The organism is Streptomyces sp. NPDC086147, from assembly GCF_040702165.1.
Taxonomy (GTDB): domain Bacteria; phylum Actinomycetota; class Actinomycetes; order Streptomycetales; family Streptomycetaceae; genus Streptomyces.
The window spans coordinates 55671-68740 of record NZ_JBFBJO010000012.1 but is presented as its reverse complement, the minus strand read 5'-3'; the positions used below and the strand labels follow the sequence as shown (position 1 = coordinate 68740).

At 70.9% G+C, this 13070-nt stretch carries 8 protein-coding genes and 1 pseudogene; 2 read left to right on the top strand and 7 right to left on the bottom strand.

Translation table 11 applies throughout. The annotated features are described in order from the left end of the window. Nucleotides 1-79: 79 nt before the first annotated feature. Nucleotides 80-2161 carry a trypsin-like serine protease gene (locus AB0398_RS24190; protein WP_366377704.1) on the bottom strand — a complete coding sequence of 694 codons (2082 nt, stop codon included), beginning with the start codon at nucleotides 2159-2161 and terminating at the stop codon, nucleotides 80-82. 592 nt (nucleotides 2162-2753) lie between these two features. Between AB0398_RS24190 and AB0398_RS24185 the strand changes: the two genes are divergently transcribed. Both AB0398_RS24185 and AB0398_RS24180 read left to right on the top strand, forming a co-directional pair. Then, nucleotides 2754-6785 (top strand): polymorphic toxin-type HINT domain-containing protein, encoded by a 4032-nt coding sequence (locus AB0398_RS24185; protein WP_366377703.1) that lies wholly within the window; start codon nucleotides 2754-2756, stop codon nucleotides 6783-6785. Then, complete coding sequence (locus AB0398_RS24180; RefSeq protein ID WP_366377702.1) at nucleotides 6785-7327, top strand: hypothetical protein; 543 nt, start codon at nucleotides 6785-6787, stop codon at nucleotides 7325-7327. The genes AB0398_RS24185 and AB0398_RS24180 overlap by 1 nt, the downstream gene beginning before the upstream one ends. A gap of 61 nt (nucleotides 7328-7388) precedes the next feature. Here the strand turns inward: AB0398_RS24180 and AB0398_RS24175 are convergent. From AB0398_RS24175 to AB0398_RS24150, 6 genes and pseudogenes are all read right to left on the bottom strand, one after another. Further along, nucleotides 7389-7661, bottom strand: a pseudogene (locus tag AB0398_RS24175) (transposase); the annotation flags it as partial. Between the two features lie 108 nt (nucleotides 7662-7769). Then, nucleotides 7770-8663: a S1 family peptidase gene (locus AB0398_RS24170; RefSeq protein WP_366377701.1), complete on the bottom strand. Its 894-nt coding sequence runs from the start codon at nucleotides 8661-8663 to the stop codon at nucleotides 7770-7772. A 180-nt stretch (nucleotides 8664-8843) separates the two neighbouring features. Beyond that, nucleotides 8844-9632, bottom strand: coding sequence for a DUF1684 domain-containing protein (locus AB0398_RS24165; RefSeq protein WP_366377700.1), 789 nt, complete (start codon nucleotides 9630-9632; stop codon nucleotides 8844-8846). Between the two features lie 7 nt (nucleotides 9633-9639). Continuing rightward, nucleotides 9640-10947 (bottom strand): NtaA/DmoA family FMN-dependent monooxygenase, encoded by a 1308-nt coding sequence (locus AB0398_RS24160; protein WP_366377699.1) that lies wholly within the window; start codon nucleotides 10945-10947, stop codon nucleotides 9640-9642. Continuing rightward, nucleotides 10944-11981, bottom strand: coding sequence for an LLM class flavin-dependent oxidoreductase (locus AB0398_RS24155; protein WP_366377698.1), 1038 nt, complete (start codon nucleotides 11979-11981; stop codon nucleotides 10944-10946). Before AB0398_RS24155 ends, AB0398_RS24160 begins: the two co-directional genes overlap by 4 nt. A gap of 69 nt (nucleotides 11982-12050) precedes the next feature. Beyond that, nucleotides 12051-13025, bottom strand: coding sequence for an ABC transporter substrate-binding protein (locus AB0398_RS24150; RefSeq protein ID WP_366377697.1), 975 nt, complete (start codon nucleotides 13023-13025; stop codon nucleotides 12051-12053). Nucleotides 13026-13070: the final 45 nt, after the last annotated feature.

Here is a 13070-nt window from a genome sequence, read left to right as displayed (position 1 = left end):
GGACCGGCCGGGGCCTACTGGTTCTTCTGGAGCATTCACATGTCCGGGTCCGGGTTACGGGCGCCGGTGTTGGTCAGTGTCAGCCGTTCCAGGTGCCGGTGAGGGCGAGGTGGCCGGGGGCGGTGGGCAGGCCGGGGGTGGGGACGGTGTTGGTGGTGGTCCAGGTGCGGTCGGTGCGGCGGGTGGTGTGCAGGAGCTTGCCGTCGGCGGTGGTGAGGGAGACCTGAACTTCGCCGGCGACGTTGGCGGTGGCGACGGACTTGGCGGTGACGGTGCCGATGACGCCGGTGAGCTGGGTCAGGGGGGTCCAGGTGCCGTTGAAGTTGCGGGTGGCGTGGTACTGGCGGGTGCCGTTGTCGGTGGCGATGACGATGTGGGTTTCGTCGCCGGCGCCGATGGTGCTGATGGAGGTGATCGGGCCGGTGGTGCCGGCGGCTCCGGCGACGTCACCCCAGGTGAGCCAGTTTCCGGTGCTCTGGCGGATGGTGTGGTAGGCCTTGCCGCCGCTGATGGTGATGACGTGGAGTTCGCCGCGGACGACGGCGGTGGCGGCTGCCGTGACCTGGGGGACCTTGCCGGTGGTGATGTCCTTGAAGGGGGTCCAGTGGCCGTCCTTGTTGCGGACGGTGTGGAGGGCCTTGCCGTCGGCGACGGCGACGACGTGGAGGTCCCAGCCGATGTTCATGGCGGTGACGGAGGTGAGGTTGCCCAGGGTGCCTGCGACGCCGAAGATGTCGCCGAACTTGGCCCAGGTGCCGTCTTCCTTGCGGATGGTGTGGAAGAGTCCGCCGTTGTTGCTGACGGCGAGGACGTGGGTGTCGCCGTTCATGCCGACGGCGGCGGAGTTGCGGATCCCGCCGATGCTGCCGGCGGCGGTCTCGGCCTGGACGTCGGTGAAGCCGGTCCAGGAACCGTCGTTGACCCGGACGCCCTGGAAGAGGCTGCTGCCCGACTGGATCAGCGCCTGGGTCTTCCATCCCGGGGACAGGGCACGGACGCGCTGCACCCAGTCGTGGAGGTCGTCGACACGGGTGCTGAACGCGCCGGTACGGGTCTCGGAGGCCGGAGCGCCGAGGCAGTTGCCCTGGAAGGCGCGACTGACCAGGCCCACCAACTCCGTCTTGCCACTCACGGTGCGCAGGGCCGGAGCGCCGGCGTCGCCCTTGCAGACGGTGGCGTCGGCGGGCGCCTTGGCAGCCAGGCCGAAGCCCTCGGCCGTGGTGGTCCCCACGCTGAAGGTCGCGCTGTGGCGGCTGATGGAGCCCCAGCCGTCCTGGGTGCGGCCGAAGCCGACGACGTCCAGCTCCTGACCGGCCGTCGGGGCGGTGGTGGCCAACGCGACGGGGGCGATCTCGGTGGGGGCGGGCTTGTCGAGGCGCGCCATCACCAGGTCACGGTCCGGGTGCGGAACGAGCGTGGTGATGTCGCTGGCGTGTCCACCGCTGGAGATCATGATGGACTTGCCGACGACGACGCGGGTCTTCTGCTTCGGCGGCCCGGCGGCGACGGTGTTGCTCTCCGCGGGCTTGTCGGCGAAGCAGCTCTTGGCCGAGGCCACCCAGTAGGGGTCGACGAGGACCGCAGAGCAGCTACGGGAGCCGCCGATGTCCAGCTTCGCGCCGAACTGCTGCTTGTCGAGGATGGGCTGGCCCGCGCCGAAGGGACCGGAGGAGCCGGTGACGCGCATCTCCAGGAGGACGGCCTGCTTGGGGTCGACGGGGTCGGCCTCGCCGAATCCCTTGGCCGTGTCCTTGGGGACTGCCAGTTCCTTCGTGGCGCCGGCGATGGAGACGCTGGCGTTGATGTCGCGGTCGACGGTCTCGATCCGGTAGGCACGCGGGATGTTGACGGCCAGGTAGCCCGTGTTGCGGGCCTTGAAGCAGATCCTGGACTCACTGGTCTTCAGGTTCCGTGCCCACACCATGATCTGGTACGGGCCGGCGCAGGTGGTGTGCCAGATGTCGCCGTCACCGGCGACCAGGCTCGCACCGGTGGCTTCCAGGATGCTGTCGCTGTACGGGTAGGCCCCGTCCTCGACCGCGTAGGGTGCCTCGGCTTCGGCTGCCGTCTCCACGGCGGCCGAGGCCACGGGGGCCGCCGCGCCGAAGACGAGCGCCGTCGCGGTGGCGGCGGGCAGCCACCGGCGTATGAGCAATGCCATGGGATCACTTTCGTCGTCTCAACTCCACCTGAGCGGAGGTGAATCAAGGGCTTTTCCGTGGTCACGGACAGCGGGGTGCTACAGGGAGCCGTGCCGTCGCGACGGTGCCTCGGTGATGGGGTGCCGGGTGACCCTGCCCCATCGGTTTTCCGCCACCAGGCGATCGGTCGAGCGAGACCGTAGCGCGTTGACGGTGAGCTTATCAATCATCGGCGAGCTGCACGCAACGCTGGTTGACGGTAATGGGGTTCCCGTATACGGTCCTCGCAGCGGCGGCCTCACGCTCGAACACCGACCAGGACCACGACTCTTGCCGAGTGGCCGGACCTTGCGTTGCCGGCGGGCGACACGTGCGTCAGTCGCCGGTCGTCCACCTCGCCCTGTTCGAAGTCCTGCACGGCGGCAGGTCTCACAGTTCGTACGGCTGCGATGCCGAGTTGCGCAAAGCAGGTGCCCCGTCAAAGCCGCCTTGTGCCCTTCATCCCGCCGCTCGTACCGCAGAACGCCCATCGACAAGAGGGGAGCACGCTCAGTGCGCCAGAAACCAGCCCGAATACCGAGAGGCTCGGGGAGGAGACGCGCTGGCGGCGGAATGGTCGCCGGTGCCGTGCTGCCTCTGGCCCTGCTCGCGAGCTTGGTGTCCGCCGTACCCGCCACGGCTGCGGATCCGGTCAGCAACCTGACTGATCGCCAGAAGCTCGTGCAGCTGTGGATGAACGGCGGCCCCGCCGTGAAGTCCGCCGCCGGAGCCGCCCTTGTCGGCAACGACGAGCAGATCCGGCAGTACCTCGTCGACGGCCAGAAGGTCGCCGAGCAGCTCGACCTGCGTGAGGCTGCGCTGAAGCTGGTCACCGAGGCCGGCCCCGGCGTCAGTGAGGCCGCGGCGAAGGCCCTGGACGGCGCGCCGGCGGAACTCGCGGCCTTCATGAAGGACGGTTGGCAGCAGCCGCTGGCCGATGACCAGCGTGTCGAGGCCGCGCTCGCCATCGAGACCGGCGGCGCCGGTGTCCGCGAGATCGGCAACGCGGCGATGCGGGGCTCGATCGAAGAGATCCGCGCCTTCCTCACCGAGGGCCAGTACAAGCAGCGCGACGACGACGCCCGCGTGCGCGTCGCGCAGATCGAGGCCACCGGCGGTCCGGCCACGAGGCGTGCGGCTGCCGAGGCGTTGCGGTCGGGGATCGAGGGCGTTCGTGAGTTCCTCGTCTACGGCCAGCACATCACTGCCGCCCAGGACCGCGAACACGCCACCATCTCCGATCTGGCCGAGCAGACCAAGGACGCCGGCATAGCGGCGGAGAAGGCCAAGAAGACCGCGGAAGAGCAGGCGGAGAAGGCCAAGACCAGTGCCCGGCTGGCCAAGGAGGAGACGGCGAAGGCCGCTGCCGAGACCGCGGCCGCCAAGAAGGACGCCCTCAAGGCCAAGGACGCGGCACGCCGTGCCGCGGAGTCCAGCCGTCGGGCCGCCGCGGCTGCCCGCACCGCGATCTCGGCCGCCAAGGCCGCCAACACCGCCGCACAGGCTGGGGCGATCGCCGCCAGGAACGCCTCCGACGCCGCCCTTCAGGCCTCGAAGGCAACGAGCCGGGCGTGGGACGCGGCCGGTTCCGGCAAGCACAACGCGCTGGCCGCGGCCGCGGCCGACGAGGCGGCCGGCGCCGCCTCCAGGATCGCCGACTCGGCCGAAGCCCTGCGCGCGGTCGCGATCAACCTGCAGCGCACCATGCAGGCCACGCTCGACACCATCAGCGACATGTACGCCTCAGCGGACGCCGCGACGGAATCCGCGAACTGGGCCAAGGAGTCCGGCGCGGAGTACGGCAACGCCCTGGCTGCCGCTGCAGCCACCCGCCGGCACGCCGCGGAGGCGAAGCGCGCCACCGGCATCGCGATGGCCAACGCGGCTGCTGCCGCCGACGCTGCCGGAGAGGCCGCTGTCGCGGCCCGCTCGGCCGCGGGCCACGCCCGCAAGGCAGCCGAAGCCGCCCGCAAGGCGGCCGAACACGCAGGTGACGCACAGGAGGCCGCGAACCGGGCGAAGACCGCTGCCGACGAGGCGCTCAAGGCCGCCCGGACTGCGGGCGAAGCCGTCAAGAAGGCGCAGGACGTCCAGGTCACGACCCGTAAGACCGAGGCCGAGGAGATCGCCAGCCGCACCCACACGCTGGTCAACGAGGCCAAGGACGCCGCGGAGACCCACAACCTGGCCAAGGCCGAGGTCGCCCGCGTCTCGCAGGAGGCGATCAAGCTCGACGTCGACTTCATGCAGCTCGCCGACCAGGCCCGCCAGCCCGGTGCGGACCCGGCGCACATCGCCACGGCGGGCCGCAAGATGGCCCTGATCGCGGCGCAGATCCGCGGCCCCTGGTCCCGCGCCGCCGCCGAGGCCGCCCTCGCCGGTGACGACGCCGCTGTCGTCGCCTACGCGAGCACGGACTGGAAAACGGCCGCCGAACAGGACGAACGCGACGAGGTCAACACCCTTGTCCTGACCGGCGCCTACGAGGACCTGCGCACGGCCGCGGCCGAGGCCCTCAAGGGAACGTCGACCCAGGTCCACGCCTTCTTGACCGCCGGTCAGTACCAGGCGGCGGCACCCGACCGCCGCATCGAGGTCGCCCGCATCGCGGAGGCCGGTGGCGCCGGTGTCAAGGAAGACGCCAAGAAGGCCCTCGACAGCTCCGACCCCAAGGCCCTCGACGCCTTCCTCACCGTCGGCCAGCACCAGGCCCGACTCGAGGACGACCGCGTCGAGGCAGCCCGCCTCGCCGAAGGCGGCACCCCCGAGCTCAAGGCAGCGGCGGAGACGGCACTCGCCAGCCCCGACACCAACCTGCGCACCTTCATCGAGTCCGGCCAGCACCGCGCCAAGCGCCGCGACCAGCTGAACGCCGCCCATGTGGCGCAGGTCCAGGCCATCATCGCCTCTTCCAGCGAGATCGCCGCCCGGGCCTTCCAGGACGCCTACACGGCGGCCGAGAACGCGGCCAACGCCCAGGACGACGCGAACGCCGCGCGCAACCACGCGGTCACCGCGCGCTCCTACGCCGACAAGGCCGCCGACTGGGCCGAGCAGGCCGCCGAGTCCGCCCAGAGCGCCCGCAACTCGGCCAACGCAGCAGCCGCCTCGGCGGCCACCGCGCGCAACGCCGAGAGGCAGGCCGCCGACGCGGTCCGCCGCGCGGACAACTCGGCCGTCCAGGCCGGCGCCAGCTTCCAGGCCGCTCTGGGCTACGCCAAGGACGCCATGAACGCGGCGGAGGAGGCCCGGGTCGCCGCCGTCGCCGCCGGTCAGAGCCGCGACAGTGCTCGGAACACGTACACGAAGACCGTCGACCGCTACATGACCGACCAGTACCAGAAGGCGGTACAGGAGCGCCTGCGCGCGGAGGCAGAGGCGAAGAAGAAGGCGATCGTCAAGATCGCCTGGACCGGCATCCATATCTTCCGGTTCCTCACCACCAAGCAGCTCCCTCCCGGTACGCCCCTCGGCGTCCACCTGGACGTCATGCACTTCAGTCTCGACGTCCTCGGCACGATCCCGGTCTTCGGCGAGCTGGCCGACGGCATCAACTGCGGGATCTACGCCATCGAAGGGACCGTCCAGTACTTCCACCCGATCGGTCGCGAGGGTGCCTGGGTCGACGCCGGGCTGGCCTGCGCCGCCATGATCCCCTTCGCAGGCTGGGCAAGTACTGCGGTCAAGTTCTCCCGCTACGCGGAGAAGTACGGTCCCGACGCCAAGAAGCTGTTCGACGACATCGTCGCCGCCCTCAAGAAGGCACCCGGCTGCCCGGGCAAGAAGAACAGCTTCCCGGCAGGCACCCGCGTCCTCATGGGCGACCACACCACGAAGCCGATTGAGCACGTCCGTACGGGTGACATGGTTCAGGCCGCCGACCCGATCACGGGAGAGTCCGGACCCCATCGGGTCGAAGCCACCATCTACACCCCGGACGATCGGGACTTCACCGACGTCACCCTGAGCGCCGCTCGTGGCGAGAGCGTGGTGACGGCCACCGACAACCACCCCTTCTGGTCCGAGACGACCAAAACGTGGACCGACGCGGCAGACCTGAGCGCCGGCGACACCCTCCGCACGGCCACCGGCGACACCGTTGAGGTGGGCGAGGTCCGTCACTGGAAGACACTCCAGCCCGCGTACAACCTCACGGTGAACGATCTTCACACCTACCATGTGCTGGCCGGGAAGACACCGGTGCTCGTACACAACACCGATCCGGGCTGTGGCCTGTTCCCCAATACGATGCCTGCATCGCTCAGAGGGGAGCTCGCCCTGGCGGACAGGTTGGGCGTGACGCCCTCCACCGTGGGGTCCGCCGCCTTTGATTCCGCGATCAATTCCGGGAGGATCAAGTGGGCGGTCCGGGAGGACGGAAGTCTCGTGATCATACCGAAGTTCGTCAATGGTCAAGAGATTTCGCACTCGGCCCTCACCCGAGGGGGCCCGGTTCGTGCGGCTGGTGAGGCCGATATCGCCGGCTCATCAAGCGACGGGTACTTCGGGTTGGACATCAACTTCCACAGTGGTCACTTCCTGCCATCGAGTGAGAGCCTGCAGGTGGGCAGGGAAGCATTTGCTGCACTGGGAGTGTATTTCTGATGAACAGATTCGATGAGCTGGTGGCACTCGACCTCCAGTCGCTCTCCGAGGTCCTGGCCGCACGCACTCCTGAGGTCTCTGAACTGCGTCGTGGTCAGTGGCTCGGCATTGTTGAGCTGATGACGCTGCGCTTGACCGAAGGGTGCGCCTCCCTGCCTGCGGATTCCTGGGCCACCTGTTCATCGGCGCTCTCGTACGCTTTCGAAGCTGCGATGACCTCGGGCTCCATCGATCAGCGTGAGAGCGTGATTCGCCGACTGAACCTCTCTGTTGCACTCCTCCAGCAGGTTCCGTCGAATCACGAGGTCGACATCTTGAATCCGAGCCATCAGATCGACCTGCTTTTCGGAGAGCTTCCTATTTCGGTCGAAGAGGCTCGAGTCCTGTCGGTGGACTGGCGCACTCTCGACATTGCGCAGATTCGACTTCTGCGGGCTGTCAAGAACCTCGTTTCACCTGCTCTGAGTCTCGGGAGACTGGCTCCCGGCCATGTCAATGGGCGGTTGCAGGGGTGGGAAGAAGTGTTCCCTTCGCTTCCGTAACCAATGAGTCAAGAGGCCCCGCCGGATGCATTCGATGCCGTTGGTTGATTCGGGGCTCTGATCACTTCGCCCCGTCGAGCACGAGCTCGGCGGGGCGAAGTGCTGCGAAGTGGCTGGTGCGGATCCGGGCTCGTGGTGTGTTGGTGAGGTGTGCGTCGATGCGGGTGAGGTTGATCGCGGCGCCGGTGATCTGGTGTTGGAGGCTGGTCTTCGCCAGGCCGCGGTAGCGGGATCTGCGCGGGCCGTAGTGCCCGACGGCTTGGACGGCTGCGTGTTCGTCCCGGTGCCGGAGGTTGAGTTCACGGCGTTCGGCCTTGGGTGAGCTGACGCATTCACACAGGCGGGGGCGACAACGTCGGCCCCGAATTAACCAACGGCATCCGGAGTGCAGGGGCCCACTCGTCCTCGCGCCGGGGGCTGCTCGCCCCCGGCGCGGTCCGGCTCAGTACACGTTCACCCCGTACGCGCTCAGCGCCTCCGTCACGGGCTGGAAGAAGGTCGTGCCGCCCGAGGAGCAGTTGCCGCTGCCGCCCGAGGTGAGGCCGATGGCCCGGCTGCCCGAGTGGAGCGGGCCGCCGGAGTCGCCGGGCTCGGCGCAGACGTTCGTGCGGATCAGACCGGAGACGATGTCGCCGCCGCCGTAGTTCACGGTGGCGTTGAGGCCCGTCACGCTGCCGCTGTGGATGCCGGTGGTGGAGCCCCGGCGGGTGACCGACAGGCCGACCGTGGCGTTGCCGGCGCTCGTGATGTCCACGCTGCCGACGCCGCCGGTCTTGGTGATGGAGCTGTTGGTGTAGCGGACCAGGCCGTAGTCGTTGCCCGGGAAGCTGGACCCGGCGGTGGTCCCGAGGACGGTGGTCTTGGCGGAGTTGGCGTACCAGGTCCCGGCGCCGTCGGTGCAGTGCCCGGCGGTCAGGAAGAAGTAGTTGCCCGCGCTGTCGCGGACGTTGAAGCCCAGCGAGCAGCGCCAGCCGGCGTCGGCGTAGATCGCGTCTCCGCCGGATATCAGCTTGCTGAAGCGGCCCGGGGTCCGTTCGACCTTGATCGCGGCGGCGTTGGCCCCGGCGCGCTCCTTGATCCTCGCGATCTCCGCCGCGTCGACGGTGGAGTCGGCGGTGACGACGAGCCTGCCGGTGGCGGTGTCGACGTGCCAGGCCGTGCCGGCCACGTCGGCGGCGCGGACGGCGTCACCGGTCGCCGCGAGGGCGGCGGCGCTGTAGGTGCCCGCGGTGGCGGCGGAGTCGGCGTTCGCGGTGGGGACGGCGAGCGCCGCGGCGGCGGCGAGGCCGGCGGTGACGGCGAGCAGCCGGATGCTTCTCGTGGGGGTGGTGCGCATGGTCCTCACTTCTCGTTCCTCCCGAGGGGAATCGGGGGCCCGCCGTGGGGTGCCGGGCCCGTGAGGCGCGGCCCGGAGGCCGGCGCTGTGGGGGAGTCTCCGGCCGTACGACTTCACGCCGCAAGGGCGCCTTTCAGCCGTACGGCCGTCAACTACCGCGCACCAAGAGGGGTTTGGGGGTCAGGTCCGCGCGAGGTGCCGCTCCCCCGCCGGGACGGCTACGTCGAGGGTGTTCCCCGGCGGCGGGAACGGGCAGAGGAAGTGGTCCGCGAAGGCGCACGGCGGCAGCAGCGCCCGGTTGAAGTCCACCGTCACCGTGCCGTCCGCCGCCGGGGCCGGGGGCTTCAGGAAGCGGAAGCGGTGGCTGTCCCGGCCGCTGGTGGCGTCCGCGAAGACCGCCCACAGGGAGCCGCCCTCCTCGACGGCCACCCGGAGCACGCGCTCGGCGCCGTCCAGCTCGAAGACCAGCTCGCCGGCGAGGCCGAGGCCCCGCTCCCGGCCGTCGGCGTTCTCGACCCGCACGCTGCGCGTCTCCCCGTACGGGCGGAAGACGCCGGGCACCGCCCAGCGCTCGTCGTACGGGGTGGCCTCGATGCCCCGGAAGGCGCGGCGCGTCTCCGCGCCGGGGTCGAAGTCCCGTACGGCCCAATCGCCCTCGCGCCGCAGCACGACGATCCGCCGCTCCGCCGCCGCGACCCGGGACTCCTCGGGCGGACCCTGGTCGGCGGTGAGCCGGACGGTGCCGGTGAACGGTTTTCCGTCGACGGTGAGGCCGTCCGCGTCGGCCGCCGTCAGGACCACCTCGTCGCCGTCCGCCCGCCACTCCCCCGGAACGGCCGGAATTCGCCCCTCCGGGTGGTCCGAGAGCCAGTGGTTGCCCGCGAGGGAGAGCGGTCCGTACGGCGAGGAGGCCGAGGCCTCGCGCGCCTCGTGCCACTCCCGCCAGTCCTGCCGTGGATCCGTGCTCATGCTTTTCTCAACCTTTTCGTACGGGCTCGGGGAGCCCGAGGTGGGACCGGAGCGTCGTGCCGGCGTACTCCGTGCGGAAGACCCCGCGCTCCTGGAGCAGGGGGACGACCCGGTCGACGAAGTCGTCGAGGCCGCCGGGGGTGAGGTGCGGGACGAGGATGAAGCCGTCGGCGGCGTCCGTGGCGACGAACTCCTCCAGGGCCGCCGCGACCGTCTCGGGAGTGCCGATGAACGACTGGCGGCCGGTCGACTCGATGACGGTCTCCCGGATCGACAGGCCCCGGGCCTCGGAGAGCGCCCGCCACTTGCGGGCGACGCCGACCGGGTCGGCGACCCGCACCCGGCCCTGCACGAGCGTCGAGTCCGGGTCGGGGTCGACGTCCGGGAGCGGCCCGTCGGGGTCGTGGGCGGACAGGTCACGGCCCCAGACCTGCTCCAAGGCGAGGATCGCGTTCTGCGGGGAGACCTGCTGGCGGCGGATCTCTGCCGCCTTCTCCCGCGCGTCGGCGTCGGTGTCGCCGAGGACGTACGTCACGCCCGGCATGATCTTCAGGTCGCCCGGCTCCCTGCCGTACCGGGCGAGCCGGCCCTTGACGTCGGCGTAGAACTCCCGGCCCGCCTCCAGGGTGGAGTGCCGGGTGAAGATCACGTCGGCGCCGGAGGCGGCGAACTCCCGGCCCTCGGGCGAGTCCCCGGCCTGGATGACGACCGGGTGCCCCTGCGGGGAGCGCGGGACGGTGAACTCGCCGTCGATCCGGAACTGCGGCCCGCTGTGCGCGAAGGGCTTCGGGGTGCCCTCCGGGGTCCAGGAGTCCCACAGCTCACGGGCGGTGGCGAGGAACTCGGCGGCCCTCGTGTACCGGTCGGCCCGGTCCAGATAGCCGCCGCGCCGGAAGTTCTCGCCGGTGAAGGCGTCCGAGGAGGTGACCACGTTCCAGGCGGCCCGGCCCGCGCTGAGGTGGTCGAGCGAGGCGAGCCGCCGGGCCAGTTCGTAGGGCTCGTTGAAGGTGGCGTTGACCGTGGCGGCCAGGCCGAGCCGGTCGGTGACGGCGGCCAGCGCGTTCAGGACGGTGATCGACTCGGGCCGGCCGACGACGTCGAGGTCGTGGATGCGTCCCGCGTGCTCGCGCAGCCGCAGCCCCTCGGCCAGGAAGAAGAAGTCGAAGAGCCCGCGCTCGGCGGTCCTGGCGAGGTGCTCGAAGGAGGAGAAGTCGATCTGCGAGCCGGAGCGCGGATCGGCCCAGACGGTGGTGGAGTTGACGCCGGGGAAGTGCGCGGCGAGGTGGATCCGCTTGCGGGGCTCCCGCGTGCTCATGCGCCCGCCCCCGTCCTGACGCGCACGCCGGCGGCGTACTGACTCTCGGGGCGGTCCAGGCCCAGGTGGTCGCGGAGGGTGGCGCCCTCGTAGGCCGTGCGGAAGAGGCCCCGGCCGGTGAGGAGGGGCACGGTCACGGCGGTGAACCGCTCCAGGTCCCGCTCCGGGACGGCCGGCACGAGGTGGAAGCCGTCGACGGCCCCGCCCCCGTGCCAGTCCGCGATCAGCCCGGCGAGCGCGCCGGGCCCGCCCTCGTACGCGTCGGTGTCGACGGTCAGCGAGAGCAGGACGCGCAGCTGCCCGGGGTCGCGGCCGTGGGCGCCGGCGACCCGGTGCAGTTCGGCGCGGAGCGCGGCGGCCTCCTCGGCGGTGGCGGCCTCGACCAGGATCACGTCGGCGTGGCGGGCGGCGGTCTCCCGGGCGGCGGGGCGGGTGGCGTCGACGACGGTCACCGGGTTGCCCTGCGGGGGCCGGGGGACGATCGAAGGGCCCTTGACCGAGAAGGTCGCGCCCTGGAAGTTCACGTGGTGCAGCTTGCGGCGGTCGACGAACCGTCCGGTCGCCGTGTCCCGTATCTCGGCGTCGTCCTCCCAGCTGTCCCACAGCTTGCGGGAGACCTCGGCGACCTCGCCGGCCTCCTGCCAGAGCTCGGCGGTGGGCGGGGCCGGGCGGCGGCCGAAGAGCCGGGCCTCGGCGCCGGTCGGGGAGACCTCGATCCGCCAGCCCGCCCGGCCCCGGCTCACCCAGTCCAGGGTGGCGACGGCGGCCTGGACGTGGAAGGGCTCGGTGTGGGTGGTGGTCACGGTCGGCACGAGGCCGACGGAGCGGGTCTCCGGGGCGACCCGGGCGAGGATCGCGAGCGCGTCGAGGCCGGGCCGGGCGAAGGAGTCGTCGTGGGTGAGGAAGTCGAGCCCGGCGGCCTCGGCGAGGCGGGCGAGCGCGACCGTGCGCGCGGCGGTGTCCGGGCCCGGGTCGGCCCGGCCGGAGCCCGGGGCGAGCTCGGCGGCGAGGTGGAGCGGTCGGCTGCTGGTCATGCGGTCTCTCTCGGGAGGGTGCGCGCGGGGCCGGGCGGACCGGCCCCGTCGCGGTTCTTTCGGGGCGGGTCAGTTCTTGGTGCGGGGCAGGCCGGGCGGGTTGATCTCCGACTTGGGGACGGACTCGCCGTCGAGGCCCCAGCGCTTGAGGACCTCGGCGTAGGTGCCGTTCTGAATGACGTGGTCGAGCGCGGCGGCGTAGGCGGCGACGAGTCCGCTGTCCTTCTTCGTGGTGGCCGCGATCTTGCCCTGGAGCCCGGCGCCCGCCCCGGAGAACTTGCCGACGACCTCCGTCTGCCCCGAGGAGAGCACGTGGTAGGCGGCGACGGGGTTGGGGCCGAGGTAGGCGTCGATCCGGCCGGACTGGAGCGCCAGGTAGTAGTCGGAGGTGTTCTGGTAGTACTTGATGTCGACCGGCTTGCGCCCGGCCTTCTCGTTCTGCGCGGACCAGTCGACGAGGATCTTCTCCTGGTTGGTGCCGGAGCCGACCGCGATCGCCTTGCCGGCCACGTCCTCGGGCCCCTTCACCGTCCAGCCGGAGCCCTTCTTGGCCTCGAAGGCCAGGTCGTCCAGGCGGTAGGTGGCGAAGTCGTACTTGTCCTTGCGCTCCTCGGTGACGGTGACGTTGGAGAAGACGCCGTCGTACTTGCCGCTGTCCAGGCCGACGAAGAGGTTCTCCCACGAGACGGCGTTGAACTCGGGCTTCAGTCCGAGGGCGTCGGCGACCAGGGTGGCGATGTCGACCTCGACGCCGATCAGGGTCTTGTCGTCGGTGGCGCGGAAGGCGAGCGGCGGATTGCTGGACGCGGAGACGCCGAGGACGAGCGTGCCTCTCTCCCGTACGGCCGGGGGGAGCTTGGCCGCGACGGCGTCGACCTTGGGGGTGTGGACGCGGTTTTGCTCCGGGCCCAGGTTGATGCCGTGGCCCTTCTTGCCCTCGGGCTTGACCTCGTTGACGGCGGCTTCGCCCGAGCCGCAGGCGGTGAGGACGCCGAGGGCGGCGAGCGAGGCGAGGGCGGTGAGGAGGGTACGGCGGGACTTCATGGCGGTGCTCCTGTCGTGAGGCGGTGCAGGGGAAGGAGGGGAAGG

What these genes read in the sequence shown, in the direction of transcription:
- AB0398_RS24150 (WP_366377697.1), bottom strand. Translation starts at nt 13,025, where the DNA reads ATGAAGTCCCGCCGTACCCTCCTCACCGCCCTCGCCTCGCTCGCCGCC.
- AB0398_RS24160 (WP_366377699.1), bottom strand. Translation starts at nt 10,947, where the DNA reads ATGAGCACGCGGGAGCCCCGCAAGCGGATCCACCTCGCCGCGCACTTC.
- AB0398_RS24180 (WP_366377702.1), top strand. Translation starts at nt 6,785, where the DNA reads ATGAACAGATTCGATGAGCTGGTGGCACTCGACCTCCAGTCGCTCTCC.
- AB0398_RS24170 (WP_366377701.1), bottom strand. Translation starts at nt 8,663, where the DNA reads ATGCGCACCACCCCCACGAGAAGCATCCGGCTGCTCGCCGTCACCGCC.
- AB0398_RS24165 (WP_366377700.1), bottom strand. Translation starts at nt 9,632, where the DNA reads ATGAGCACGGATCCACGGCAGGACTGGCGGGAGTGGCACGAGGCGCGC.
- AB0398_RS24190 (WP_366377704.1), bottom strand. Translation starts at nt 2,161, where the DNA reads ATGGCATTGCTCATACGCCGGTGGCTGCCCGCCGCCACCGCGACGGCG.
- AB0398_RS24185 (WP_366377703.1), top strand. Translation starts at nt 2,754, where the DNA reads ATGGTCGCCGGTGCCGTGCTGCCTCTGGCCCTGCTCGCGAGCTTGGTG.
- AB0398_RS24155 (WP_366377698.1), bottom strand. Translation starts at nt 11,981, where the DNA reads ATGACCAGCAGCCGACCGCTCCACCTCGCCGCCGAGCTCGCCCCGGGC.